Below are 26,597 nucleotides of genomic sequence, written 5' to 3' on the forward strand. Positions count from 1 at the left end.
CGGACAGGAAGCCGGGCCCGCCCTGCCGGTGCCCGGCCCCGTCCCCGGCGCGGTGCGTCACCGCGCGACGTGCGAGGCGCCCTCCGCGCCGGCCGGGTGCGCGGCGGTCCCCTCCGCCCCGGGTCTCGCTCGTGCGGGCCCCGGCGTCGACAGCGCGTACGCCGTACCGCCCACCAGCCCCGACAGCGGGAAGCTCACCTCCACCCCGCCCGTCACGGCCGGCAGTGGTCCCTCGTACGACGGCAGGGACACCGAAGGGACGCCCACCGTGGCGCCGGCCGCCCAGGGGAGGGTCGCCGGGACGTGCCACCCGGCGCGGTACCAGTAGACGCCGCCCCGCGCACGGCGGTTGAAGACCTGGAGGGCGTCCGCGTCGCAGACCCCGCCGCAGCGGGCGAAGCCGATGAGGGTGATGACCGCCCACGGCGTGCCGATCGCGGTCAGGAGCAGGACGAACGACGTCATGGCGCCCTGCGCGGTGGAGTAGTGGTGCCCGGCGAAGACCGCGGCCGTGGCCGCCACCGCCACCGTGTACGTCGCCCGCGCCCGGGACGCGCGCGGCAGGATCGCGTCCAGGTCCAGGCCCATCGAGTACGGCATCGAACCCGCGTCGCCCACCGAGCCCGCCGAGGCGGCGAGCAGCAGCGGCACCAGGTACCAGGCGGGGGCCGCGTCGACCAGCGGCCCGCGTAGTCGAGGGCGGCGCGCGCCGCGTACGCCGTGAACGTCCCGAACAGCTGTGTTCGGACCCCCACTCCTCGGGGATGGTGTCGACTCCGCGCTGTTCGATCGGCATGCTGGTCTCTCTCGGTTAGAGCGACGTTCAATGTGATGTGTGCGACGGTCCGCCGTCAGCCTTCCAGGGAAGGCAAACTCATGTTTAGAGTGATGTTCTAAACGGAGGGAGTGACATGCGGCTGACCCCGACCGAACGCGACCGGCTGCTGCTCTTCGGCGCCGCCGAGCTGGCCCGCGCCCGCCGGGCCAGAGGGCTGAGGCTGAACGTCCCCGAGGCGACCGCGCTCATCGCCGACACGGTGTGCGAGGCCGCCCGGGACGGCAAACGGCTCGCGGAGGCCGTCGAGGCCGCCCGTTCCGTCCTCGGGCCCGGCGACGTGCTGCCCGGCGTCGCCGACGTCGTCACCGAGGTGCACGTCGAGGCGGTCTTCGACGACGGCTCGCGGCTCGCGGTCGTCTCCGACCCGATCGGCTCCGGCTCCGGACCGGACGCGCCGGGCGCGCTGCTGCCCGGGCCGGACCACGCGGAGCCGGAGCCGCAGGTGCGGCTGACGGTCGTCAACACCGCCACCGTGCCGGTCTCCGTCACCTCCCACTTCCACTTCTTCGAGGCCAATCCGCGCCTCGACTTCCCCCGCGAGCGGGCCTACGGCATGCGGCTCGCCGTACCCGCCGGGTCCTCGGTGCGGTTCGGCCCGGGCGAGCGCGCCGAGGTCGGGCTCGTGCCGATCGGCGGCGACCGGATCGCGATCGGCTTCGCCGGGCTGGTCGACGGACCGCTGGACGCCCCCGGGGCCCGCGCGGAGGCACTGCGCCGCGCCGCCGCCTGCGGCTACCTCGGCGTACCGGACACCCCCGAGCAGGAGGCCGAGCGATGAGCCGCCCGGGAGGCCACCCCGCCGAGGCCCGCCGCCTCACCCCGTACGAGTACGCCGCCACCCACGGCCCCCGCGCCGGCGACCGCCTCCGCCTCGGCGACTCGGGGCTGGTCATCCAGGTCGAGTCGGACTCCCAGCGGCCCGGCGACGAGTTCCTCGCCGGGTTCGGCAAGACCGCACGCGACGGACTGCACCTCAAGGCCGCCGCCGTCCGGGACACCTGCGACGTCGTCATCAGCAACGTCGTGGTGATCGACGCCGTGCAGGGCATCCGCAAGGTCTCCATCGGCATCCGCGAGGGCCGCATCCACGCGATCGGGCGGGCCGGGAACCCCGACACCCTCGACGGGGTCGACGTCGTCGTCGGCACGGGCACCTCGATCGTCTCCGGGGAAGGGCTCATCGCCACCGCCGGAGCCGTCGACACCCACGTCCACCTGCTGTCGCCACGCATCATGGAGGCCTCGCTCGCCTCCGGCGTGACCACGATCATCGGGCAGGAGTTCGGGCCCGTGTGGGGCGTCGGCGTCAACTCGCCCTGGGCGCTGCGGCACGCCTTCGGGGCCTTCGACGCCTGGCCCGTCAACATCGGCTTCCTCGGCCGGGGTTCGTCCTCGCACGAGGCGCCCCTGGTGGAGGCCCTCGCCGAGGGCGGCGCCTCGGGCTTCAAGGTCCACGAGGACATGGGCGCCCACACCCGCGCCCTGGACACCGCCCTGCGCGTCGCCGAGGAGCACGACGTCCAGGTCGCCCTGCACAGCGACGGCCTGAACGAGTGCCTCTCCGTCGAGGACACCCTGCGGGTGCTGGAGGGCCGCACCATCCACGCCTTCCACATCGAGGGCTGCGGCGGCGGGCACGTCCCCAACGTCCTGAAGATGGCGGGCGTCCCGAACGTCATCGGCTCCTCCACCAACCCGACCCTGCCCTTCGGCCGGGACGCCGTCGCCGAGCACTACGGCATGATCGTCTCCGTCCACGACCTCAAGACCGACCTGCCCGGCGACGCCGCCATGGCCCGGGACCGCATCCGCGCCGGGACCATGGGCGCCGAGGACGTCCTGCACGACCTGGGCGCCATCGGCATCACCTCCTCGGACGCGCAGGGCATGGGCCGCGCCGGCGAGACGGTCCGCCGCACCTTCGCCATGGCCGGGAAGATGAAGGCCGAGCTGGGCGACCCCGGCGTCGGCCACGACAACGAGCGCGTCCTGCGCTACATGGCCAAGCTGACCGTCAACCCGGCCATCGCCCACGGCCTGGCGCACGAGGTCGGGTCGCTGGAGGTGGGCAAGCTCGCCGACATCGTGCTGTGGCGCCCCGAGTTCTTCGGCGCGAAGCCGCAACTGGTGCTCAAGGCGGGCTTCCCGGCGTACGGCGTGACCGGCGACCCGAACGCGGCGACCGACACCTGCGAACCCCTCGTGCTCGGGCCGCAGTTCGGCGCGCACGGAGCGACCCCGGCCGAGATCTCGGTGGCGTTCGTCGCACAGGCCGCCGCCGACCTGGGACACGACCTGCTGCCCACCCGCCGCCGGAGGGTCGCGGTGCGCGGCACGCGCGGCATCGGCCCGGCCGACCTGCGCCGCAACTGCCGTACCGGGGCCGTGGACGTCGACCAGCGCACGGGTCTGGTCACGCTCGACGGCGAGCCGCTGCGCTCCGCGCCGGCCGAGTCCGTCTCCCTCAACCGTCTCTACTTCCTCTGAGGTCACCGATGCCCGCAGCCGCCGACGGCTTCCGCATGCCCGCCGAGTGGGCCCCGCACGAGCGCACCTGGATGGCCTGGCCGTCCCCCAACCCCACCTTCGACGACCCCGGCGAACTCGCCGCCGCCCGCGCGGCCTGGGCGTCGGTCGCCCGCGCGGTGCGCCGCTTCGAGCCGGTGACGGTGGTGTGCGCGCCGGGGCAGGCGGCCGAGGCCGCCGCACTGCTCGGACCGGCCGTCGACACCGTCGAGCGGGACCTCGACGACGCCTGGATGCGCGACATCGGCCCCACCTTCCTCACCGACGGGCACGGGCGACTGGCCGCCGTCGACTGGACGTTCAACGGCTGGGGCGCCCAGGAGTGGGCCCGCTGGGAGCACGACGCGAAGATCGCAGCCCACGTCGCGGACCTCGCGGGAGCCCGGACGTACGCCTCGCGGCTCGTCAACGAGGGCGGGGCGATCCACGTGGACGGCGAGGGCACGGTCCTGCTGACCGAGACGGTCCAGCTCGGGCCCGAGCGCAACCCCGGCTGGACCCGCGAGCAGGTCGAGGCCGAGATCCACGCGCAGCTCGGCACGCGCAAGGCGATCTGGCTGCCGCGCGGCCTGACCGGCGACTACCCTCCCCACGGCTTCGGCACCCTCGGCCACGTCGACATCGTCGCGGCGTTCGCCCGCCCGGGCGTGGTGGTCGCGCACTCCCAGCCCGACCCCGCCCACCCCGACCACGAGGTGACCCGGGAGGTCATCGCCCTGCTGGCGTCGCAGACGGACGCGCGGGGCCGGCGCCTGGAGGTCGTGGAGGTCCCCGCCCCGACCGTGCTGGAGGCCGACGGCCACTGGGCCGACTACTCGTACATCAACCACTACCTCTGCAACGGCGGCGTGGTGCTGTGTGCCTTCGAGGACCCGCGCGACGAGCTCGCCGCCGGCATCTTCCGCCGCCTGTTCCCCGAGCGGACCGTGACCCTGGTCGACGCCCGGGCGGTCTTCGCCGGCGGCGGTGGCATCCACTGCATCACGCAGCAGCAGCCGAGGGCGGGCGTCAGGTAGAACGTACGGGTGAACGACACGCTGTCCCGCACCACCCGCGGCCACCACCGCACCGAGCGGCCGGCGCCCGGCCCCGACCCGCGCGACCACCCGGCCCTGGCGCGGCCCGCCGCCGGACACCCCCGTGCCGGGCAGCACCCGGCGCACGGAAGGGGAACCCGGCCGGGCACGGCCCCGGCGGCGCACCGCGCGGTGGGTGCGGCGGCCCGGGGCGCGGCCGTGCCGCTGACGGGTGCCGCGGACATGTCCCACACACCCGTCCCGGCGGTCCGTAACCCGGAGCCGACGCCCTTCGGGGCGGGCTCTGCGGTGGCGTGTGCACCGGGCCTGGCGGTTGGTGGGGCGGACCCGGCGGTCTGTGGACTGGGCTGGGTGGTCGACGGGGCGGTTCCTGCGGCGGCGTGTGACCTGGGTCCGGCGGGCCGTGGGGCGGGCCTGGCGGTGGCGGTCCGTAATCCGGAGCCGACGGTCTTCGGGGCGGGCTCTGCGGTGGCGTGTGCACCGGGCCCGGCGGTCCGTGGTCCGGAGCCGGCGGTCGCCGGGGCGGGGCCTGCGGCGGCGCGTGTGGTCGGCCTGGTGGCCCGGCGGGCGGATCCGGCGGCTGGTGAGGCGGGCCCGGTAACCCGTAGGCGGAACCCGGCGGCGAGCCGATGAGTTCCGCCGCCCCCCGCCGCCGTACCCCGGCCCCGCCCCGCGAGGACGTGCTCGCCGCCGCCATGGCGATGATCGCCGAGCGCGGGCTGGAGAAGCTCACCATGGCCGCGCTCGGGCGCGAGGTCGGGATGAGCAGCGGTCACCTGCTCTACTACTTCGGCTCCAAGGACGAGCTCCTGCTGCGCACCCTGGAGTGGAGCGAGGGCCGGCTGGGGGCCGAGCGGGCGCGCCTGCTGGCCCGGACCGCACCCGCGCGCGAACGGCTCGGCGCCTACGTCGACCTCTACGTCCCCGACGGCCACCGCGACCCGCACTGGACCCTGTGGCTGGAGGTCTGGAACCGCTCGCAGAACGCCGACGAGGACGCCCGCGACCGGCAGGCCGCCATCGAGGGCGCCTGGCACCGCGACCTGGCCGCCCTGCTCGCCGAGGGCATCTCGCGCGGCGAGTTCCGCCGCGTCGACCCGGACCGCTTCGCCGCCCGCCTGCGCGCGCTGCTGGACGGCCTGTCCATCCACGTGGCGATCGGCCTGCGCGGCACCGACCGGGCCCAGGTCCTGCGCCACGTGCACGAGTTCCTCGCCGACGGCCTCCTCGCGGACGCCTGAACGCCCGCCCCGGCCTCGACCGGCACGCCCGCACACGTCCGCCCCACGAGGTGACCGACCGCATCCTGAGACAACCGTGAGCGAGCGCGGGGGTTGTGCCAGACTGCCCCCGTGCTCTCGTTCGCCATGATTATTGGCAGCAGGCGCGCCGGTCCGCAGTGACCGCCACGTACGACCAGGTACGGGCGGACACCGTCGTCCTCGACCCGCGCGCAGACCTCTCGCACCCGCGAGAGGTTTTTCGCATTTCTGGCCCACCCGCAGCCGGAGGCGAGAGCGCGAGGGAGTATGTGAGGGCGGTGGAGCCGGTCATTCCGGTACGACCGAGACCCCATCCATCAGGAGCCTTGACACCATGACCGCTACCAGCGAGCTCGACGATGCGTTCCACGTCTTCGACACCACCCTGCGCGACGGCGCCCAGCGGGAGGGCATCAACCTCACCGTCGCCGACAAGCTCGCCATCGCACGGCACCTGGACGACTTCGGCGTGGGCTTCATCGAGGGCGGCTGGCCCGGCGCGAACCCCCGGGACACCGAGTTCTTCGCCCGCGCCCAGCAGGAGATCCGCTTCCGCCACGCCCAGCTGGTCGCGTTCGGCTCCACCCGCCGCGCCGGCACCACGGCCGCCCAGGACCCGCAGGTCAGGGCGCTGCTGGAGTCCGGCGCCCCGGTGATCACGCTGGTCGCCAAGTCGCACGACCGCCATGTCGAACTCGCGCTGCGCACCACCCTCGACGAGAACCTGAAGATGGTCCGGGACACGGTCTCCTTCCTGACCGGGCAGGGCCGCCGGGTCTTCGTCGACTGCGAGCACTTCTTCGACGGCTACCGCGCCAACCCCGAGTACGCCAAGTCGGTGGTCCGCACGGCGTCGGAGGCGGGCGCCGACGTCGTCGTCCTGTGCGACACCAACGGCGGCATGCTCCCCGCGCAGATCCAGGCGGTCGTCGGCACCGTCCTCGCCGACACCGGCGCCCGGCTCGGCATCCACGCCCAGGACGACACCGGCTGCGCGGTGGCCAACACCCTCGCGGCGGTCGACGCGGGCGCGACGCACGTGCAGTGCACGGCCAACGGCTACGGCGAGCGCGTCGGCAACGCCAACCTCTTCCCGGTCGTGGCGGCCCTGGAGCTGAAGTACGGCAAGCGGGTCCTGCCCGAGGGACACCTGCGGGAGATGACCCGCATCTCGCACGCCATCGCCGAGGTCGTCAACCTCACGCCCTCCACGCACCAGCCCTACGTGGGCCTGTCCGCCTTCGCCCACAAGGCCGGACTGCACGCCTCGGCCATCAAGGTCGACCCGGACCTGTACCAGCACATCGACCCCGAGCAGGTCGGCAACACCATGCGGATGCTGGTCTCCGACATGGCCGGGCGCGCCTCCATCGAGCTCAAGGGCAAGGAGCTCGGCATCGACCTCGGCGGCGACCGCGAGCTGGTCGGCCGGGTCGTCGAGCGGGTCAAGGAACGCGAGCTCAGGGGCTACACCTACGAGGCCGCCGACGCGAGCTTCGAGATCCTGCTGCGCACCGAGGTGCAGGGCGAGCCGCTGCGCTACTTCGAGGTCGAGTCGTGGCGGGCCATCGTCGAGGACCGGCCCGACGGGTCCCACGCCAACGAGGCGACGGTCAAGCTGTGGGCCAAGGGCGAGCGCATCGTCGCCACGGCCGAGGGCAACGGCCCGGTCAACGCGCTGGACCGGGCCCTGCGCGTCGGGCTGGAGAAGATCTACCCCCAGCTCGCCAAGCTGGAGCTGGTGGACTACAAGGTCCGCATCCTCGAAGGCAAGCACGGCACCAACTCGACGACCCGCGTGCTGATCTCCACGTCCGACGGCTCGGGCGAGTGGTCGACGGTGGGCGTCGCCGACAACGTCATCGCGGCGAGCTGGCAGGCCCTGGAGGACGCGTACACGTACGGCCTGCTGCGCGCGGGCGTGGAACCGGCCCAGTAACCGGCAGGCGCCCCGCGGTCCCGGCCGGCCCGGCCGGGACCGGCTCGGGCGGCGTCACATCGCCGTGTCGCGGGAGCGGGGGCCGGGGAGTTCGCCGCCCCTGTCGCGGCCGGGTGTGCGGTCGAGACGGAACAGGCCCGCCGGGTGGGGGCGCTGGCCCGCGGCGTGGGACGTGGAGCGGGTCAGTTCCTCGACCCCGTCGGCCAGGTAGCCGACCCAGGCGCCGCCCTCGTCCTCGATGATCCGCTGGGCGTCCGCCCGCAGCCGCTCGATCACCCCGAGCAGCGCGGCCTGCTCCTTGTCACTGGGGGAGTCGGTGGTCCGCAGGTACGCCTGCGCCCAGTCGGACTGCGCCTTCTTCAGGAGCTGCTGCAACGCCAGTTCCGTGCGGATGTAGCGGGTCCAGGACGCCGAGAAGCCGAAGATCCGGTCGAAGAGGACGCACCCCGCCCCGCCGGCCAGGAACACGAAGCCCCACTCGGGCTGCACGGCCGTGGGCGCGGCGGCGTGCACCAGCGGCGTGATCGTGCCGACGATGCCCAGCAGCGCGGCCAGCGCCCGCAGCGACCGCGACCACATCGCAGGTCCCCTGCGCCGCGCCAGGTACCAGCCGATCGCCGACCTCACCTCGGCCTCGGCGTGCCGGAACAGCTCCCACAACAGGTCGGCCCGCGTCCGCGACCGGTCCAGCTCGGCGAGTTCGGACACCGTCAGGTCCGCGGCTCTGCGTCGTGCGAACATGCCCCTCTTCCGCCCCTCCTGCTGCGACCGCTCGGCCGGACCGGCCGGACCGGCCCACGGCAGTGGGCCAGAGGCATCGTAGGCGCAGCCGCCTCCCGAAAACCCTGCTCTCACGGATATCCGTTTCTGTACCGATTCAGGTAGCTTCGAACATATGAAGGCCGCACTGGTGCGCACTGTCGTACGCCTGCTGATCGTGCCGATCGCCGCCGTCCTGGCGGCGCTGCTGGCCGGTGCGCCGGGTGCGCACGCGGCCACCGACCTGACGCAGGTCGCCCGGGAACTGCGCCAGAACCCCGTGTACGTCGACCCGGCCGCCGCCGGCCTGCTCGCCGAGTCGGACGCCGAGGCCCTCGCCGACAAGATCCGGGACGCGGACAAGCCGATCTTCGTGGCGGTCCTCCCGGCCGGCTACCCCACGCAGGACCTCTTCCGGAACCTGCGCACCGAGACCGGCGTGACCGGCCTGTACGGCATCCGCCTCGGCGACGAGTTCGACGCCCGCGCCGACCGCTCCGTGATGCGTCCCCAGGCGGTGTCCAACCTGGTCACGGCCGTCCGGGGCGCGGGCGACACCAAGGCCCAGCTGAACGACTTCGTCGACGGCGCCCTGCGCAACATGGGCGGCTCGGCGCCGAGCGGCTGGAGCGACGGCCCGGGCGGTGACGTCCCGGTCGGCGGGCTGATCACGGTCGGCGCCCTGGTCGCGGCCGGTGGCGCGGGCGCCTACGCCCTGGTCCGCCGCAACCGGCGCCGGCACGAGGAGGAGCAGCGGGCCGCGCTGGAGAGGCTGCGGGTGGTCGTCGACGAGGACATCACCGCGTTCGGCGAGGAACTCGACCGCCTCGACTTCCACCCCGGGGAACCCGGGGCCGACGACGCCATGCGCGGCGACTACGAACATGCGCTGGACGCCTACGAGCAGGCCAAGTCCCTGATGGCCGCGGCGGTGCGGCCGGAGGACGTCAAGGCCGTCACCGAGGCCGTGGAGGACGGCCGGTTCTCCCTGGCGCGGCTCGCCGCCCGCCGCGAGGGCAGGCCGCTGCCGGAGCGCCGCCCGCCCTGCTTCTTCGACCCGCGGCACGGCCCGTCGGTCGCCGACGCGCGCTGGACGCCGCCGGGCGGCGCCGCGCGCGAGGTGCCGGTCTGCGCGGCCGACCGCACGCGGCTCGCCGAGGGCCGCGACCCGGTGATCCGCGAGGTCGACACCGACTACGGCCGCCGCCCGTACTGGGAGGCCGGCCCGGCCTACGGCCCCTGGGCCGGCGGCTACTTCGGCGGCGGCCTGCTGCCGGGCCTGCTCGTCGGCACCATGCTCGGCAGCATGATGGCCGGCCCCGCCTACGGGGCCGACTACGGCTCCGGCTACGGCGACTTCGGCGGCTACGAGGGCGGCGACGTGTCGGGCGCCGACTTCGACACCGGTGACTTCGGCGGAGGTTTCGGCGGCGGCGACTTCGGCGGCGGCGGGGGAGGGGACTTCGGGGGCGGCTTCTGACCGCCGGCCTCAGCGCCGCGCCGCCACCCGCCCGCGCTGTCGCCGTACCACCCCCGCCACGCCGCCCGCGAGCAGGACCAGTCCCGCGCTGAGCCACACCGGCGACCGGTAGCCGAACCCGGCGCCGATCGCCGCTCCGCCCGCCCAGGGGCCCAGCGCCGCGCCGACGTTGAGCGCCGCCGTGGCGAAACCGCCGGCCAGCGTGGGCGCCCGCGGGGCGGCGTACAGGGCCCGGGAGATCAGGGTCGAGCCGACGCCGAAGGACAGCGCCCCCTGGACGAGGACCAGGGCGAGCGCCGGCGCGGGGTGCCCGGCGGAGAGCGCCAGCAGGCACCAGCCCGCGCACACCGCGGCGCCCCCGCCCGCCAGCACCGGCACGGGGTGCCGGTCGGCGAACCGCCCCGCGAGGGCCACTCCCGCGAACGACCCCGCCCCGAACAGCGCGAGCACCCCGGGGACCCAGCCGCTGCCCAGCCCCGCCACCTCGGTGACCAGCGGCGCGAGATAGGTGAAGGTGCAGAAGGTCGCGCCGTTCACCAGGGCGCCCAGCAGCAGTGTGACCACGAGCCGGGGGCTGCGCAGCGACCGCAGTTCGTCCCGCAGCACGGGCGGCGCGCCCCCGGCCGCACCGCCCGGCACGGAGTGAGCCACGGCGGCCAGCGCCGGCAGGGACACCAGCGCGACGGCCCAGAACGCCGCGCGCCACCCCCACAGTTCGCCCAGCACGGCTCCGGCGGGCACCCCGGCCACGCAGGCCAGCGTCACCCCGCCCAGCAGCATGGACGTCGCCCGCCCCTTCGCGTCCGGCGGGACCATGTCCACGGCGGCCACGAGGGCGACGGCGAGGAACCCGGCGTTGGCGAACGCGCCCACCACCCGGGTGAGCAGCAGGACCTCGAAACTGCCGGTGAGGGCACCGGCGACATGGACGGCGAGGAAGACCGCGAGGAACGCCAGCAGGGCGCCCCGGCGCGGCCAGCGCCGCGCGAGCGCCGCGACCAGCGGTGCCCCGACGACCATCCCCGCGGCGAACGCTGAGGTCAGCGCCCCCGCCGCGGGAACGGACACCCCCAGGTCCCGCGCGATGTCCGGCACCAGCCCGGACAGCATGAACTCGGACGTGCCTTGCGCGAACACGGCAAGGCCCAGCAGAACAAGAGCGAACGGCATGGAAGAACTCCGCACCCGGAAGCCGACGAGGAACACGACACCTCGGAGGGCACACCGGCGGCGGAGCGAGCGGGCGGCCTCAGCGGCCCGGCATCGGCGTCACGAGCAGCCACCGGAGTGCCGGTGGCGGCAGTCTGGACGCCTCGGGGCTGGACATGCCCCGCAGGCTAGACACGGCCGGGCGACCGGGTCCACCGGTTTTCCTCCCGCCCGCCCCCGGTCGCGGTCGCCGCCGTCTCCCCGCCCCGGTCACCGCGGTGCACGACGATGACGGCCGCGAGGCAGACGGCCAGCCCGAGGACGGTCTGGACGCCGAACGGCTCCCCGAACATCAGCGCGCCCCAGACCGCGGTCACCGGCGCCATGAGGAACATGAGGGTGTTGACCTTGGTGACCCCGGAACGCCGCAGGATGAGCCAGTACAGCCCGTATCCGCCGAACGTCGACAGCACCACCAGCCAGGCCACGGCGACCCAGAACCCGGCCTCGGCCGGCGGCACCGCGGCCCCCGCGCCCAGCGCGAGCACGCTGAACAGGACGGCGCTGGTGGCGCAGTGGACGGTCAGCGACACGGAGGGGGCGACCCGCGCGCGGGAACGGCTCTCCAGGAACGTGGCCGCGACCAGCGCCAGCATGCCGAGCAGCGGCACGGCGTACGCCCACCACGCCACACCGGAGCCGGCCGCCGCGTCGGCCAGGGTGACCACGGTGACGCCGCTCAGGCCCAGACCCAGTCCGGCCCACTGCCGGCCCGACACGTACTGCCCGAGCAGCGGCCCCGCCAGGGCCCCGGCGACCAGGGGCTGGACCCCGTCGATCAGGGCGGTGGTGCCGCTGGAGACCCCGAGCTGGATCGCGTAGTAGACGCTGAGCAGATAGCCGCTCTGCGAGAGCACGCCGATCACGGCCTGCCGGGTGACGTCCCGGGCGGTCAGTCCTCGCCAGGCCGGCCGCATCAGGGCGGCCGCGGCGACGAGGACGACGGCCAGCGGCAGGAAGCGCCACATCAGGATCGTGAGCGCGGACGCGCTGCCCGCGCCGAGCTTGGCGCCGATGAAGCCGGAGCTCCAGCTCAGGACGAAGGCGAGGGAGAGCAGGACGTTCACGACATCACAACCAGTAGACAGATCGGTATACCTGTTCCCCGCCCACTATACAGATCGGTATACTCTGGTGTCATGGCCGCCACCGCCGAGACTCCGCGCCGGATCGTCATGACCCCCGCCGCCCGCCGCGCCGTGGACGCCGCGGCGCGGCTGTTCTACGAGCGCGGCATCCACGCCGTGGGGGTCGACCTCATCGCCGCCGAGGCCGGGGTGACGAAGAAGACCCTCTACGACCGGTTCGGCTCCAAGGAGCAGATCGTCGTGGAGTACCTGGCGGACCGCGACGAGCGCTGGCGGGAGTTCCTCGCCGAGCGCCTCGACGCGGCGGGCCCGGACCCGCGCGAGCGCGTCCTGGCCGTCTTCGACGCCACCCGCGACTGGGCGGAGGAGCGCAGCCCCAAAGGGTGCGGCATGGTCAACGCCCACGCGGAGATCAGCGACCCCGCCCACCCGGCCCACCCGGTCATCACCGGCCAGAAGCGGTGGATGCTCGCCCTGTTCACCCGGCTCGCCGCGGACATCGAGCCGGGGCGGGCGGAGGCGACGGCCCGGGCCCTGATGCTGCTCCACGAGGGCGCCCTCGTGGCACACGGCCTCGGCATCTTCCCGGACGCCCTCGCCCGGGCGCGTGAACAGGCGGCCGCCCTCCTGGCATAGAGGTCAGGATCTGACCTCTATGCCGCCTACGGTGGCGTCATGACCACCTCCGGGGAACACCTGCCCTTCGCCACCGCGGCCGACCTCGACTCCTGGCTGACCGCCCACCCCGCTCCGCACCCCGGCCTCTGGGTCGAGGTCGCCAGGAAGGGATCGGGCATCGCCTCGGTCAGCGCCGCCGACGTCAACGACGTGGCGCTGTGCCACGGGTGGATCACCGGCCAGCGCAAGGGGCTCGACGCGACGTACTACCTGCAGCGGATCACGCCCAGGCGCCCCGGCAGCCTCTGGTCGTCGGTCAACGTGCGCCGGGTCCGGGAACTGGCCGGGGCCGGGCGGATGCGGCCCGGCGGGCTCGCGGAGGTGGCGGCCGCGCGGGCGGACGGGCGGTGGGAGGCGGCCTACGCGTCGCAGAAGGAGGCGGAGGTCCCGCAGGACCTCGCGGCGGCGCTGGCGCGCAGTCCCCGGGCCGCGGCGGCCTTCGCGGGGCTGGGGCGGACGGACCGCTACCTCGTGATGCTCGGCGTGCTGCGCGCCCGCACGCCGAGCGCCCGGGAGGCGCAGGTGGCCGCTGCGGTCAGGAGGCTGGAGCCGGCGGGGTGAGCGGCCGGTGCGTCCGGCAGGTGAGGCGGGACGGCGGGACGAGGGCGGCGAGCCGCGGACGGTGAGCCCGGCCGGGCGGCGCGCGACGGGCCCGGCGCCGCACGGCACCGGGCCCGCGAGGACGGCGGCCCGCTGGAGCGGAGGCGCTGTCGGAGCGAGGACGGTGGCCCGCAAGAGCGGACGCGCTGTCGGAGCGGTGGCGGCGGCCCGCTGGAGCGGACACCCCGTCGGGGCGAGGACGGTGGCCCGCAAGAGCGGACGCGCTGTCGGAGCGGTGGCGGCGGCCCGCTGGAGCGGACACCCCGTCGGGGCGAGCACGGTGGCCCGCAAGAGCGGACGCGCTGTCGGGGCGAGGACGGTGGCCCGCAAGAGCGGACGCGCTGTCGGAGCGGTGGCGGCGGCCCGCTGGAGCGGACACCCCGTCGGGGCGATGGCGGCGGCTCGAACGCGTGGACGCCGCCGGAGCGATGGTGAAGGCTCAGAGGGTGGAGGCCGCCGAGGCGATGGCGGAGGCGAACGTCGAGACCTCCGTGTAGACGCCGGGCGCCTCGGGCCGGGCGCAGCCCTCGCCCCAGCTGACGATGCCGACCTGGATCCAGTTGCCGGTGTTGTCCTTGCGGAACATCGGGCCGCCGGAGTCGCCCTGGCAGGTGTCCACGCCGCCCGCGTCGAAGCCGGCGCAGATCTCCTCGCTCGCGACCAGACCGCTGTAGGAACCGCCGTAGGCCCTGCAGGCGGCGTCGCTGACGAACGGCACGGTCGCCTTCAGCAGGTAGCGCTGCTGGGCGCCGCCCTCGCGGTTCGCGCCCCAGCCGGCGACGGTGAAGTCACCGGTGTTGTACTGCGTGGTGGTGGCGATCTTCAGGGTCGGCAGGTTGATGGGCTGGGCGAGCTTGATGAGCGCCCAGTCCTTGCCGGTGCCGTTGTAGCCGGGGGCGCGCAGCACCTTGGTGGAGCGGACCTGGACGCGACCGCTGGTGGACTGCAGGTCGACGACCCCCGCCGTGGCGGTGATGCCGGTGTTGTTGCCGGAGGCGCCCACGCAGTGCGCGGCCGTGAGCACGATCTGCTGGGTGTAGAGCGCGCCGCCGCAGCCCATCGAGAGCCGGACCATGAACGGGAACTCGCCCTGCGCGGCACGGGTGCCGCCGACGACGGGCGAGGGGGCGGCCTGCGCGGCGGAGACGGGCTGGAGGCTGGCGATCGCGAGGGCGGCGGCGCCCAGGACCGCGCATCTCTTGAGAGCGGTGAGGAGTCTCTTCAACGTGATGCCTTCCGTGGGGGGTTGACCGGGGAGACGTGCAACCGAAGCATCATTTGACGAGCGCATGACAGCGGCACAGCAAAAAAGAACGTCCATGTGCTGGCATGGACTGGTCAAAATTCTGCTGCTGGATTATGGGAACGCCGACGGTTCTCGCACAAGGGGCGTGATCCGGCCAGGCCGGCCCGGCGGTGTCGCCGGGCCGGTGCCGTGGGGTCACGCGTTCCTGATCGCCGAGATGTCGAAGCTGAGCTTGATCTTGTCGGAGACCAGCACGCCGCCGGTCTCCAGTGCGGCGTTCCAGGTCAGGCCCCACTCGGAGCGCAGGATCTGCGCCTTGCCCTCGAAGCCGACGCGCTCGTTGCCGAAGGGGTCCTTCGCCGCGCCGTTGAACTCCAGGTCGATGGTCAGGGGCCGGGTGGTGCCGAGGATCGTCAGGTCGCCGGTGATCCGGTAGTCGTCGCCGCCCAGCGCCTCGGCCTTGGTGGAGCGGAACGTCATCGTCGGGAACTCGTCCGCCTTGAAGAAGTCCGCGCTCTTGAGGTGCCCGTCGCGGTCGGCGTTGCCCGTCTCGATGCTGTCCATCACGACGTCGAGCGAGGCCGTGGAGCGCGAGGGGTCGGTGCCGTCGAGGTGCAGCGTGCCGGTGAAGTCCTGGAAGCTGCCCTTGACGTTGGTGACCATGGCGTGGCGGGCCACGAACCCGATCGTCGAGTGTGCCGGGTCGATCGTGTAGTCGCCGGTGAGGGCGGCGAGCTCCGGGGTGACGGCGGTGTCGGTGGCGGTCGCGGTGTCGGTGCGGCTGAAGATGCTCATGGGTGCCTCCTGCGGCTTATGTTGAACGTTGAACTACCTAACGCGTCCCACCGTAGACCTATTCCGTTCAATGTTCAACATCTTTGGCGGGTGTGTCGGCACCGGATTCCGCCGGGCCGCCCGTACCGCCGCCCGGCGGCCCGCACGGGTGGTCCTGACCCCTTCGGGCGTACGCCGCCGCGGTTCGCGGTTCGCCCAGGTGGCGGGGCCCGTCGGGCGGTGGGGCGGACCGGCGGGACGACGAGGTGCGGTGGCGGGGCCGCGGAAGACGGGGTTCCGTAGCTAGGGACCGTAGGGAGACAGACGAGGCACAGCGCAGGGGAGACGACTCGTGACACTCACCGGCCCCGGCTCGGCCTACGACCCGCCGGCGGACGCCACCCCGCGCCGTGCCGGCGACCCCGCCCGGACGCGCGTCTACGGGCCCGAACGGCGTCTCGACCGGCGCGTGGCCCTGGTCACCGGTGCCTCCTCGGGCATCGGGGCGGCCACGGCACGGCGCTTCGCCCTGGACGGCTGGCAGCTCCTGCTCAGCGGGCGGGACCGGTACCGCCTGGAGCGGGCCGCCGCCGGCACGTCGGCCGTCGTGCTGCCCGCCGACCTCGCCGCCCCGGACGGACCGCGCCTGCTGGCCCGCTCCGCACTGCACGCGACGGGCCGGATCGACGTCCTGGTCGCCGGGGCGGGCATCGGCTGGACGGGCCCCTTCGCCGCCATGCCGCACACCGACATCGACCGGGTGCTGACCCTGAACCTCAACGCCACGCTCCACCTCGTGCGCGAGGTCCTGCCCGCCATGATCACTGCCGGACGGGGCCGCGTGGTACTGCTCGGCGCGCTCGCCGACCGCGCGGACACGGAGGAGGAAGCGGTGCGCTCCGCCGCCAGGGCCGGTCTCGCCGCCTTCGCCGAAGCGCTCCGCCGGGAACTGCGCGGCACGGGCGTCGGCGTCACCCACGTCGTCCCCGCCCCCGCCGCCACGGCGTCCCCGGCGCGCCACGCCACTGGCGACACCGGCTCCGGCACAGGCCTCCTCACCCCGGGCCACGCCGCCGCGGTGATCTTCGACGCCGTCCGCCGGCACCGTGACGAGGCGTACCTGGGCCCGCCGCCGCTCCAGGGCCGCGCCCGGGCGCTGGGACCGGGGCTGTACCGGCGTCTGCGGGGCCGCCGGGGCTGAGGGCCCGGACGGGAGCTCGGCGGTCCGTGCGGTGACCGGGCGGGCGGCCGGCTGGGCGCGAGGTGCTCGGCTCCCCGGCCGGACACCCCTTCCCCCGGGGAGCCGGTCGCCCCGGAACGTCCGTCCCACTCGGACGTTCCCCCGAAGGCCTCTCCCGCTCGGGCGTTCCCCGTTCCGCCATCCCGGTCACTCCGGCCGGATCCTCCGTTCAGGTGACCGGCCTCCCGTGGTAGGGCATGGGCCATGACTCCGCAGCGCCGCGCGTTCCTCCGTCGTACCGGCGAGCCCGCCCGGCCGACCCGACCGGGCCGTCGAGCCCTGCTGCTCGCCGCCGCGGCCCTGGCCGCCACCGGGGGCGCGACCCCCGCGGCCCGGGTCGCGGGAGCTCCCGGCGACCCCTACGACACCCTGCGCCGGCGCTGGCTCGCGATCGCGCTCGGCACGGGCTACGACCCGGCGGCGGAGCCGTACGCCTCCCGGCTGGCCGGGACCGGCGCACTCGCCCGTGACCTGCTCCGGCGGATGGCCCCGGCGGCGGACTCCCTCTGGCCCGGGCACCCCTTCGACCCGCCGGCCGGCATCACCCGCAGCTACAGCCGCCTGTGGACCATGACCCAGGCCTACTTGCAGCCGGGCACCGGCACGACCGCCGACCCGGACCTCCTCACGGGCGTCCTCCGCGGCCTCGACCACCTCTCCGCCACGGTCTACCACCCCGCCACCACCCGCTACGGCAACTGGTGGGAGTGGCAGATCGGCAGCCCCCGCCTGCTGCTGGACATCACCGCCGCCCTGTACGAGCGGCTGGGCGACGAGCGGATCCGGGCCGCCTGCGCCGCCGCCGACCACTTCGTCCCCGACTCCGCGATCGGCGACTACGGCGGCACCTCCACGGGTGCCAACCGCGTCGACCTGTGCCGTTCCGTCGCGCTGCGCGGCATCCTCGGCCGTGCCCCCGCCAAGATCGCCCTCGCCCGCGACGCGCTCTCCCCGGTCTTCCCGTACGTCACCCGCGGCGACGGCCTCTACGCCGACGGCTCCTTCGTCCAGCACACCTCGGTCGCCTACTCCGGCACCTACGGCCAGGTCCTGCTCGACGGCCTGGGCCGGCTCTTCGCCCTGCTGGCCGGGTCCGACTGGGAGGTCACCGACCCGAACCGGCAGATCGTCCTCGACAGCGTCGAACGGGCCTTCGCGCCGCTCATCCACGACGGACTCGTCATGGACAGCGTCAACGGCCGCGCCATCAGCCGCGGTCACCTCGCCGACGACCGCCGGGTCATGCGCAGCGACCACTACCACGGCCACCAGCTCATCGCGGCCATCGCCCTGCTCGCGGCCGGCGCGAGTCCGGCGGAGCGCGACCGCTGGCACGCCCGCATCAAGGGCTGGATCGAACGCGACACGGTGACACCCCTGCTGACGGCGCCCCAGTTCGGCGTCGCCACCCTCGCCCGGCTGCACACCATCGCCGCCGCGCCGGTCCCGGCCGCCCCCGAACCCACCGGCCACCACCTCTTCGCGGCCATGGACCGCGCCGTCCACCGCCGCCCCGGCTTCACCGTGAACATCGCCATGGCCAGCGACCGCATCGCCCACTACGAGTGCGGCAACGGCGAGAACCCGCGCGGCTGGCACACCGGCGCCGGCATGGTCAGCTGGTGGTCCGGCGCGAGCGACCAGTACACGGACTGGTACTGGCCGACCGTCGACTGGTACCGGCTGCCCGGCACCACCGTCTCCACCCGGCGGCTGGCCGACCGGGAGGGCGGCGAATGGGGCACGGCACGCCCGGACGCCCGCTGGGTCGGCGGCACCACCGACGGCACCTACGCGGCACTCGGCCAGCACCTCAAGGGCCTCGGCTCCACCCTGCAGGCCCGCAAGTCGTGGTTCTGCGCCGCCGACGCGGTGATCTGCCTGGGCGCCGGGATCACCTGCGCCGACGGCGTCCCGGTCGAGACGATCGTCGACAACCGCAACCTCGGGGCGCACGGCACCCAGCGCTTCGCCCAGGGCCCCGGCTGGGCCCACCTGGAGGACCACGGCGGCTGGGTGCTGCTCGACGGCGAGCCCAGGGCTTTGCGCGAGGACCGCACCGGGGCCTGGTCCGACATCAACACCGGCTCCGCCGCCGAGCGCCGCACCCGCCGCTGGCAGACCCTCTGGCTCGACCACGGCACCGACCCGGTCGACGCCCGCTACGCCTACGTCCTGATGCCCGGCGCGTCCCGCCTCGCGGTAGCGCGCCGCGCCGCCGACCGCCGGTGGCTCTCGGTCCTCGCCAACGACGCCGCCCGCCAGGCGGTTCGGGTGCCCTCCCTCGGCCTGACGGCCGCGAACTTCTGGCGCCCCGGCACCGCGGGTCCCCTCACCGCCTCGGCCGGCGCGAGCGTACTGGTGGTGCGCCGCGGCCGTACCGCTACGCTCTGCGTGAGCGAGCCGCCCCGTACGGGCGAACCGTTCGAGATCACCTGGGACCGCCCGGTCCGCCGGGTCGTCCGCGCGGACGAGTCCGTCGAGGTCCTCGCCACCGGCCGCCGGCTCCGGCTGCGCCTCACCCCCGGGACGGCCTGCGCCGGGCATCGATGTGACGTGACGCTCGACTGAGCCACTTGTGCGACCCCTACAAGGCGCATGCCCTCTGAGCAGTCGAAAGGGCTGCACCCCGGCATGGTTCTGTTCGGTGGTACCAGGAAAACACGCCGGAGACTGTGAGGAGTCGACGGCCCGCTTTTCTCGGTCGGCTTCGTAAGGTCGCTACATGACCGTTTTGGATGAGGCGCCGGGTGAGCCGACCGACGCGCGTGGACGCGTGGCCGAACTGCACGAGATCCGCGCGCAGGCGGTGGCCGGACCGAGCGAGAAGGCGACCAAGGCGCAGCACGCCAAGGGCAAGCTGACCGCGCGCGAGCGCATCGAACTTCTCCTCGACCCGGACTCCTTCCGGGAGGTCGAGCAGCTGCGCCGGCACCGGGCCACCGGCTTCGGCCTGGAGGCCAAGAAGCCGTACACCGACGGTGTGATCACCGGCTGGGGCACGGTGGAGGGCCGCACGGTCTTCGTCTACGCCCACGACTTCCGCATCTTCGGCGGCGCGCTGGGCGAGGCCCACGCCACCAAGATCCACAAGATCATGGACATGGCCATCGCGGCCGGTGCCCCGCTGGTCTCCCTCAACGACGGCGCCGGCGCCCGCATCCAGGAAGGCGTCTCGGCCCTCGCCGGTTACGGCGGCATCTTCCAGCGCAACACCAAGGCGTCGGGCGTGATCCCGCAGATCTCGGTCATGCTCGGCCCGTGCGCGGGCGGCGCCGCCTACAGCCCGGCCCTCACCGACTTCGTCTTCATGGTCCGCGAGACCTCGCAGATGTTCATCACCGGCCCGGACGTGGTCAAGGCGGTCACCGGCGAGGAGATCACCCAGAACGGCCTCGGCGGCGCCGACGTGCACGCCGAGACGAGCGGTGTCTGCCACTTCGCCTACGACGACGAGGAGACCTGCATCGCGGAGGTCCGCTACCTCCTGTCGCTGCTGCCGCAGAACAACCGCGAGAACCCGCCCCGCGCCGAGGCCACCGACCCCGCCGACCGCCGCTCGGACGTCCTGCTGGACCTGGTCCCGGCGGACGGCAACCGGCCCTACGACATGACCAAGGTCATCGAGGAGATCGTCGACGACGGCGACTACCTGGAGGTCCACGAGCGCTGGGCCCGCAACATCATCTGCGCCCTGGGCCGGATGGACGGCCAGGTCGTCGGCGTCATCGCCAACCAGCCGCAGGTGCTGGCGGGCGTCCTGGACATCGAGGCCTCCGAGAAGGCCGCGCGCTTCGTCCAGATGTGCGACGCCTTCAACATCCCGATCATCACCCTTCTGGACGTCCCCGGCTTCCTCCCCGGCGTCGACCAGGAGCACGGTGGCATCATCCGCCACGGCGCGAAGCTGCTGTACGCCTACTGCAACGCGACCGTGCCGAGGATCTCGCTGATCCTGCGCAAGGCCTACGGAGGTGCGTACATCGTCATGGACAGCCAGTCCATCGGTGCCGACCTCACCTACGCCTGGCCCACCAACGAGATCGCGGTCATGGGCGCGGAGGGCGCCGCCAACGTCATCTTCCGCCGCCAGATCGCCGACGCCGAGGACCCCGAGGCCATGCGCGCGCGCATGGTCAAGGAGTACAAGTCCGAGCTCATGCACCCCTACTACGCGGCCGAGCGCGGTCTGGTCGACGACGTCATCGACCCCGCCGAGACCCGCGAGGTACTGATCAGGTCCCTCGCCATGCTCCAGACCAAGCACGCGGACCTGCCGTCCCGCAAGCACGGCAACCCGCCGCAGTAACCCGGCGGACACCCCAGCCACGGAGACTGACACCCATGGACACGCCTGACATCCGCGTCGAGAAGGGCCACGCCGAGCCCGAGGAGGTCGCCGCCATCACGGCCCTCCTCCTGGCCCGCGCCGCCGCCCGCCCCACGGACCCCGCCCCGGCCCACCGAGGCCGCGTCAAGGCCGGCTGGCGCCGCCTGGAACGAGAGCCCGGCTTCCGCGCCCCGCACAGCTGGCGCTGACCCCAGCACCTGACAGAAGGCCCCTCACGGAGGGGCCTTCTTGTTCTTGCGGGCGCGGGGAACTGCGCGATCAGCCCCCCACGAACCCGCACCCGGCGACGCGACAGCCCCTGGCGGCCCGGAGGCCGCCAGGGGCTGTCCCGCAGCAGGAGAACTACCGCAGCCGAGCCATCAGCGCATGCTCGACCAGCGTGATCAGCGCGGACTTCGCGTCGGCCCGATGCCGCGCGTCCGTCGTGATGATCGGGGTGTCCGGTCCGATCTGGAGGGCTTCCCGGACCTCGTCCGGGGTGTAGGGCTGCTGGCCGTCGAAGCCGTTGAGGGCGATGACGAACGGCAGGCCGCTGTTCTCGAAGTAGTCGACGGCGGGGAAGCAGTCGGCGAGCCTCCTCGTGTCGACCAGCACGATCGCGCCGATGGCGCCGCGCACCAGGTCGTCCCACATGAACCAGAAGCGGTCCTGACCGGGCGTACCGAACAGGTACAGGATCAGGTCCTGGTCCAGCGTGATACGGCCGAAGTCCATGGCCACCGTGGTGGTGGTCTTGTCCCCGGTGTGGGTGAGGTCGTCGATGCCGGCCGAAGCGGACGTCATGACGGCCTCGGTGCGCAGCGGATTGATCTCCGAGACGGCGCCGACGAACGTGGTCTTGCCCACGCCGAAGCCGCCAGCCACCACGATCTTCGCGGACGTGGTGGAGCGGGAAGGCCCTCCGCTAGAGCTTGCGAAGTCCACTGAGCACCCTTTCGAGCAGTGTCACGTCTGGCTGGCCGCCGGCGTTCTCGTCGCCGCCGGGCTGATGGATGGCGACCAGTCCCGCCTCCGCCAAGTCGGCGACGAGGATCCTGGCCACGCCGAGAGGGATCGTGAGGAGCGCCGAGATCTCGGCGACCGACTTGATTTCCCGGCAGAGGTTGCAGATCCGCTGATGCTCGGGCAGCTGGCCCTGCATCTGGTGCGGCTGCGCGGTGGTGTGCACCAGCGCCTCGATGGCGAGCTGGTAGCGCGGGCGCGTCCGGCCGCCGGTCATGGCGTACGGGCGCACCAGCGGATTGTGCTGGTTCGACGCCCCACCGGGCGCCGGCTCGGGGGTGCGGCGCTGCGGCTGCACGGGCTGGATGCGCGGAGCCTGCGGCTGGTCGTACGGCGACGGGCCGGGGCCCTGTGGCGCGTACGGCTGCCGGTGGCTGGGTGCGGAGGGGAAGTTGTAACGGTTCGGGTTCTGACCACCGTCGCCCTGACCCTGGGCAGGGCCGTACGACCAGTTGCCCGACGAACCGCCTGGGGGTGTTGCCACTTTCTCCTCCTCCGACTGTGCCTGGCACCCATCGCTGTGGAGCCGCGTCCCGAAACCTTACGGCCACGGGACGCCAAAACGCACCGTCCGTCGATTAGTTGAGCAGGCTCCCCTGGAGCTCCGCACGAAGGTCCGGGGTCAGGACCGTACCCGCCCGGTCCACCAGCAGGGCCATCTCGTACCCGATGAGGCCGATGTCCGCCTCGGGGTGGGCGAGCACCGCGAGCGACGATCCGTCGGAGATGGACATGATGAAGAGGAATCCCCGCTCCATCTCCACGACCGTCTGGTTCACGCTGCCACCCTCGAAGATCCGGGAGGCGCCTGCCGTCAGAGACGTCAGACCGGAGGCGACGGCCGCGAGCTGGTCGGCGCGGTCGCGGGGGAAGCCTTCGGACATCGCCAGAAGGAGTCCGTCGGCGGAGACCACCACCGTGTGGGACACCCCCGGGGTGTTGTCCACGAAGTTGGTGATCAACCAGTTCAGGTTCTGTGCCGCCTGGCTCATCGGGCTCACACTAACGCTCCTGGTTGTAGGTGCTGTCAGGACCGAAGCCCTGGCCGTTCGTTTCACTGCCTGCGCTGCGTCCGCGTTGGACGCCCCGGCGCAGGTTGCTCAGCCTGCCCCGGACGTCCTCCGGGGCGCGGGAGACCTGTGGGCCTCCCTGGGGAGTGCTCTCGGCGGACCCCTCGATCAGGTTGGCCTTGGGGACCCGCCTCGGCAGGCCGGAGGAGGTGACCCCGCCCGCCTTGGGCTTCCGGAGCTGCGAGGCCTGCTGCCACCGCTCGTCGTTGGCAGAGCGCCAGTCGCCGTCGCCGTTGCTCTCCTGCGCGGAGGCCGGCGGCTCCTGGCTCCCGTGCCGTGCGCCACCCGAGCCGTTCGCACCGCCAGCGGTGGCTCCGCGGCGGGGAAGCCCGGCGTCGGTCAACGCGTGGGCGGCGGAGGGGGCCGGTCCCGGACGGTCGAAGCCTACGCGGTCCTGCTCACCCGCGTCAGCGGCCTGCGCAGATTCCGTTTCCTGGGCCTGAGAAGGGTACTGGTTCGGGTAGCCGTTCTGGTAGCCGTCCTGCTGCGGCCAGTCATCCTGGTAGCGCCGCTGCTCGAACGCCGGGAAGCTGTCGGGCACGCCCGCGCCCTGCCCCGCGGTCTCCTCCTGGGCCGGCTCCGCATAGGCGGGATCCGGGTAGCCGCCGTTCGGTGAGAAGGTGTCGTTCTGCGGCAGGCCGCCGTTCGGCGCGTAGTACTGCTCGTCGTACGCCTGGCGCTGCGGCTCCTCGTAGGCGGTGTGCCGCTGCTCCTCGTACGCCGCCTGCTGCTGCTCCTCGTACGCCTGCGGGGCGTCGTAGGAGGGCTGCTGCTCCGGGTAGCCGGTCTGGCCGGTGTCGTAGTTCTGCCCGTAGCCCTGCTGCCCGTCGAACTCCTCCTGGTACGCGGGCGCCTCGGCCTGCTCCTGGGCGTTCCGGCCGGGCAGGGCGGGCTGCTCGCCCTGGGACTGGGCCTCCAGGGCCGCCCGGCGCTCCTCGCGCATCAGGGAGCGGCCGACGGGGTCCAGCTCGCGTATGTCGTCGGGGACGTCCGCGTAGCGGCTGTCGTCGAAGCCGAGCTCCGCGGCCGTGCGCAGGGGCTGGCCGAAGTTCTCGCCGCCGAAGTTCTGCTCCGGGATGATCTGCGAGACGGTGAACTCGTCGCGGTCCACGTGCTGTTCGCCGCCACCGCCGTGGGTGATCGCGTCGGGCAGCATGACCAGCGAGGTGGTGCCCGCCTGCTCGCCCGAGGGGCGCAGCTGGACGCGGATGCCGTGCCGGTCGGACAGCCGGCCGACCACGAACAGGCCCATGCGCTGCGAGATCGCGGCGTCGACGGTCGGCGGGTTGGCCAGCTTGTGGTTGATGTCCGCGAAGTCCTCGGCGGTCAGGCCGATGCCCTTGTCGTGGATCTCGATCATCACGCGGCCGTCGGGGAGACGGGTCGCGGTGACACGGACCTTGGTCTGCGGGGAGGAGAACGTCGTGGCGTTCTCCAGCAGCTCGGCGAGCAGGTGCACGAGGTCGGTCACGGCCCGGCCGTGGATCTCGGCCTCCGGCACGCCCGACAGCTCGATGCGCTCGTACTGCTCCACCTCCGAGGAGGCGGCGCGCAGCACGTCGACCAGCGGCACCGGCTGGTCCCAGCGGCGGCCGGGCTCCTCGCCGGCGAGGACGAGGAGGTTCTCGCCGTTGCGGCGCATACGGGTCGCCAGGTGGTCCAGCTTGAAGAGGTTCTCCAGCTGGTCCGGGTCGGCCTCGTTGTTCTCCAGGTCGGTGATCAGGGTCAGCTGGCCCTCGATCAGCGACTGGTTGCGGCGCGAGAGGTTGGTGAAGATCGCGTTGATGTTGCCCCGCAGCAGGGCCTGTTCGGCGGCGAGCCGGACGGCCTCGCGGTGGACCTGGTCGAAGGCGCGGGCGACCTCGCCGATCTCGTCCGTGGTGGTGATCGGGATGGCCTGGACGCGGGTGTCGACGCGGCCCGGGTCGGTGCGCGAGAGCTGGTCGACCAGCATCGGCAGGCGCTGCTCGGCGATGCCGAAGGCGGCGTTGCGCAGCTGGCGCATCGAGCGGCTCATCTGGCGGGCGACCGCACCGGCCAGGATGAAGGCCAGGAGCAGGGCGACCACGACGGCGGCACCGGTGATGTAGGCGTCGCGCTGGGCGTCGGAGGCGATGTCCGCGGCCTCGCTCACGGCCTTGTCGGCCAGGTCCGCCTCGATCTTCTCGTAGGCGTTGAACTTGAGCGTGTTGACCGCCCACCAGTTCTCGGCGGTGATGCCCCGCTCGGCGAGGGCGGCGCGGGCGCTCGGGTCCGTGCTCTGCAGCGTCGCGACGGCCGAGATCATCGTCGTCGGGTTGGCCGGCGGGGCGACGTAGTCCGGGTTCTTGGCCTTGGCCTCGCGGGCCATCGCGGCGCCGTCGGCCTTGAGCTTGGCCTCGGCCTCCTTGAGCTTGGCCGCGTCCTGCTCGGTGCCACCGCCGATGTACTCCTGCACGGCGATGCGCTCGAGGTAGGCGTAGGACGACAGGGCGACGCGCTGGCTGGCCAGGTTGCCGTCGTCGGGGCCCGGCTTGATCAGGATGTGCATGCCGATCGAGCGCTGCAGCGACAGGGCCGCCTTGGTGAGCTCGATGGCGTACACGGTCCGGCCGTAGCTGGTGATGTTGCCCGTGCCGAGACCGAGCTCGTTGGCGAACTCGGTCAGCGGGTGGGCCACCTCGACGTAGCCCTCTTCGGTCTGGACGCCCTTCAACTTGGAGGTGTAGGCGACCTGGCGCAGGGTCTGCAGCTTCGGCTCGGCCTCGCGGAACAGCTTCAGCCGGCGCTCCAGGCCCGGCTTGGCCGGCATGTTCTGGGCTGCGGCGTCGAAGGCGTCGGCGGCCTCGTCGGTGGCCTTGCGGACCTCGGTGACGGTCGCCTTGTCCTGGGCGGTCTGGGCGCTGCCCTTCAGCAGGGGCGCCGCCGAGGCGTCACGCTCGTTGTAGAGGGCGTTGGCGTAGAGCAGCGAGGCGCGGACCAGGCGCGCGGTGTTCTCGGCGTCCTCGGCCTCCTGCCAGGTGTCGATCGAGCTCTTCACCTGGAAGCCGCCCATGACGAGGCCGACCAGCACGGGTATCAGCAGGATCGCGTTGAGCCGGGTCGCCACGCGCCAGTTGCGCGGGGAGAGACGGCCACCGCTCCGGTCGGGCGCTGCCGTCGGCTCCGAACCGGGCACGGGGGCGGGCGCCGCTGTGCGCGGCGGCGGGGTGAAGTTGCCCCGGGCCGACGGCTCGGGACTGTTCTTGCTTCGCCTCACTCGACCAACAACCTCTCGGCGGTCGGCACCAACCATGTGCCGCAGTGTCTCAGAGCCCAATCACGTTCTCGTCGGAGGAGTACGTCATTGACTATTGGGCAGTTCAGGCATTCCAGCACGACGACCTGCGCTCTTCCAAACAGTCGAGGGCAGGGATTCAGGGGGGTGTAAGCCCCAGATAAAACGGTCATAAAGAGCGAGCCCCGCCAAAAGGCGGGGCGATTGTGCGCGCAGCGAGACCGGATGTGCGCGACGCGTGG

At 73.3% G+C, this 26,597-nt stretch carries 21 protein-coding genes and 1 pseudogene; 12 read left to right on the plus strand and 10 right to left on the minus strand.

Translation table 11 applies throughout. The features are described from left to right. Window positions 1-57: 57 nt before the first annotated feature. Window positions 58-740 (minus strand): annotated as a pseudogene (locus tag AC07DA_RS06490) (cytosine permease); the annotation flags it as partial. 171 nt (window positions 741-911) lie between these two features. On the opposite strand from AC07DA_RS06490, the gene ureA reads away from it, so the two are divergent. The 5 genes from ureA (at window position 912) to cimA (ending at window position 7,602) form a co-directional block, all read left to right on the plus strand. Then, window positions 912-1,616, plus strand: coding sequence for an urease subunit gamma (ureA, locus tag AC07DA_RS06495; protein ID WP_479125154.1), 705 nt, complete (start codon window positions 912-914; stop codon window positions 1,614-1,616). Beyond that, window positions 1,613-3,325: an urease subunit alpha gene (locus AC07DA_RS06500; RefSeq protein WP_479125156.1), complete on the plus strand. Its 1,713-nt coding sequence runs from the start codon at window positions 1,613-1,615 to the stop codon at window positions 3,323-3,325. The genes ureA and AC07DA_RS06500 overlap by 4 nt, the downstream gene beginning before the upstream one ends. Before the next feature lie 8 nt (window positions 3,326-3,333). Then, complete coding sequence (locus AC07DA_RS06505; RefSeq protein ID WP_479125158.1) at window positions 3,334-4,380, plus strand: agmatine deiminase family protein; 1,047 nt, start codon at window positions 3,334-3,336, stop codon at window positions 4,378-4,380. 650 nt (window positions 4,381-5,030) lie between these two features. After that, window positions 5,031-5,642: a TetR/AcrR family transcriptional regulator gene (locus AC07DA_RS06510; protein ID WP_479125160.1), complete on the plus strand. Its 612-nt coding sequence runs from the start codon at window positions 5,031-5,033 to the stop codon at window positions 5,640-5,642. Between the two features lie 355 nt (window positions 5,643-5,997). Continuing rightward, window positions 5,998-7,602 carry a citramalate synthase gene (gene cimA, locus AC07DA_RS06515; protein ID WP_479125161.1) on the plus strand — a complete coding sequence of 535 codons (1,605 nt, stop codon included), beginning with the start codon at window positions 5,998-6,000 and terminating at the stop codon, window positions 7,600-7,602. Between the two features lie 54 nt (window positions 7,603-7,656). On the opposite strand, the gene AC07DA_RS06520 is transcribed toward cimA, so the two are convergent. Next, window positions 7,657-8,343 (minus strand): SLATT domain-containing protein, encoded by a 687-nt coding sequence (locus AC07DA_RS06520; RefSeq protein ID WP_479125163.1) that lies wholly within the window; start codon window positions 8,341-8,343, stop codon window positions 7,657-7,659. A 154-nt stretch (window positions 8,344-8,497) separates the two neighbouring features. On the opposite strand from AC07DA_RS06520, the gene AC07DA_RS06525 reads away from it, so the two are divergent. Beyond that, on the plus strand, window positions 8,498-9,841 hold the full coding sequence (locus tag AC07DA_RS06525; protein ID WP_479125165.1) for a hypothetical protein: 1,344 nt from the start codon (window positions 8,498-8,500) through the stop codon (window positions 9,839-9,841). 9 nt (window positions 9,842-9,850) lie between these two features. Here the strand turns inward: AC07DA_RS06525 and AC07DA_RS06530 are convergent, their stop codons facing one another. Continuing rightward, window positions 9,851-11,011 carry a Cmx/CmrA family chloramphenicol efflux MFS transporter gene (locus AC07DA_RS06530; protein WP_479125167.1) on the minus strand — a complete coding sequence of 387 codons (1,161 nt, stop codon included), beginning with the start codon at window positions 11,009-11,011 and terminating at the stop codon, window positions 9,851-9,853. Window positions 11,012-11,178: 167 nt separating this feature from the next. Then, window positions 11,179-12,117 carry a DMT family transporter gene (locus tag AC07DA_RS06535; RefSeq protein WP_479125169.1) on the minus strand — a complete coding sequence of 313 codons (939 nt, stop codon included), beginning with the start codon at window positions 12,115-12,117 and terminating at the stop codon, window positions 11,179-11,181. 72 nt (window positions 12,118-12,189) lie between these two features. Here AC07DA_RS06535 and AC07DA_RS06540 point away from each other — a divergent pair, with 72 nt between their 5' ends. Both AC07DA_RS06540 and AC07DA_RS06545 read left to right on the plus strand, forming a co-directional pair. Further along, window positions 12,190-12,774 carry a TetR/AcrR family transcriptional regulator gene (locus AC07DA_RS06540; protein ID WP_479125171.1) on the plus strand — a complete coding sequence of 195 codons (585 nt, stop codon included), beginning with the start codon at window positions 12,190-12,192 and terminating at the stop codon, window positions 12,772-12,774. 39 nt (window positions 12,775-12,813) lie between these two features. Next, window positions 12,814-13,377 carry a YdeI/OmpD-associated family protein gene (locus AC07DA_RS06545; RefSeq protein WP_479125172.1) on the plus strand — a complete coding sequence of 188 codons (564 nt, stop codon included), beginning with the start codon at window positions 12,814-12,816 and terminating at the stop codon, window positions 13,375-13,377. Window positions 13,378-13,855: 478 nt separating this feature from the next. Here AC07DA_RS06545 and AC07DA_RS06550 read toward each other — a convergent pair whose 3' ends face one another. Both AC07DA_RS06550 and AC07DA_RS06555 read right to left on the minus strand, forming a co-directional pair. Next, on the minus strand, window positions 13,856-14,641 hold the full coding sequence (locus AC07DA_RS06550; RefSeq protein ID WP_479125173.1) for a S1 family peptidase: 786 nt from the start codon (window positions 14,639-14,641) through the stop codon (window positions 13,856-13,858). A 216-nt stretch (window positions 14,642-14,857) separates the two neighbouring features. Beyond that, on the minus strand, window positions 14,858-15,457 hold the full coding sequence (locus AC07DA_RS06555) for a YceI family protein (RefSeq protein WP_479125175.1): 600 nt from the start codon (window positions 15,455-15,457) through the stop codon (window positions 14,858-14,860). Between the two features lie 331 nt (window positions 15,458-15,788). Here AC07DA_RS06555 and AC07DA_RS06560 point away from each other — a divergent pair, with 331 nt between their 5' ends. The 4 genes from AC07DA_RS06560 (at window position 15,789) to AC07DA_RS06575 (ending at window position 21,215) form a co-directional block, all read left to right on the plus strand. Then, entirely contained in the window at window positions 15,789-16,637 is an 849-nt protein-coding gene (locus AC07DA_RS06560) for an SDR family oxidoreductase (protein WP_479125177.1), read from the plus strand. A gap of 243 nt (window positions 16,638-16,880) precedes the next feature. Continuing rightward, window positions 16,881-19,247 carry a polysaccharide lyase 8 family protein gene (locus tag AC07DA_RS06565; RefSeq protein WP_479125179.1) on the plus strand — a complete coding sequence of 789 codons (2,367 nt, stop codon included), beginning with the start codon at window positions 16,881-16,883 and terminating at the stop codon, window positions 19,245-19,247. A 154-nt stretch (window positions 19,248-19,401) separates the two neighbouring features. Beyond that, a complete protein-coding gene (locus AC07DA_RS06570) occupies window positions 19,402-20,985 on the plus strand; it encodes an acyl-CoA carboxylase subunit beta (RefSeq protein WP_479125180.1) in 1,584 nt (527 codons plus the stop codon). Between the two features lie 35 nt (window positions 20,986-21,020). Next, window positions 21,021-21,215, plus strand: coding sequence for an acyl-CoA carboxylase epsilon subunit (locus tag AC07DA_RS06575; protein WP_333933783.1), 195 nt, complete (start codon window positions 21,021-21,023; stop codon window positions 21,213-21,215). Window positions 21,216-21,369: 154 nt separating this feature from the next. Here the strand turns inward: AC07DA_RS06575 and AC07DA_RS06580 are convergent, their stop codons facing one another. From AC07DA_RS06580 to AC07DA_RS06595, 4 genes are all read right to left on the minus strand, one after another. Continuing rightward, complete coding sequence (locus AC07DA_RS06580; RefSeq protein WP_014675207.1) at window positions 21,370-21,951, minus strand: GTP-binding protein; 582 nt, start codon at window positions 21,949-21,951, stop codon at window positions 21,370-21,372. Continuing rightward, window positions 21,932-22,513, minus strand: coding sequence for a DUF742 domain-containing protein (locus AC07DA_RS06585; protein WP_479125183.1), 582 nt, complete (start codon window positions 22,511-22,513; stop codon window positions 21,932-21,934). The genes AC07DA_RS06580 and AC07DA_RS06585 overlap by 20 nt, the downstream gene beginning before the upstream one ends. Before the next feature lie 94 nt (window positions 22,514-22,607). After that, window positions 22,608-23,021 (minus strand): roadblock/LC7 domain-containing protein, encoded by a 414-nt coding sequence (locus AC07DA_RS06590; protein ID WP_004983065.1) that lies wholly within the window; start codon window positions 23,019-23,021, stop codon window positions 22,608-22,610. Between the two features lie 10 nt (window positions 23,022-23,031). Beyond that, complete coding sequence (locus AC07DA_RS06595) at window positions 23,032-26,337, minus strand: sensor histidine kinase (protein WP_479125185.1); 3,306 nt, start codon at window positions 26,335-26,337, stop codon at window positions 23,032-23,034. Window positions 26,338-26,597 lie beyond the last annotated feature (260 nt).

It is taken from the genome of Streptomyces sp. NPDC044921, from assembly GCF_056432865.1.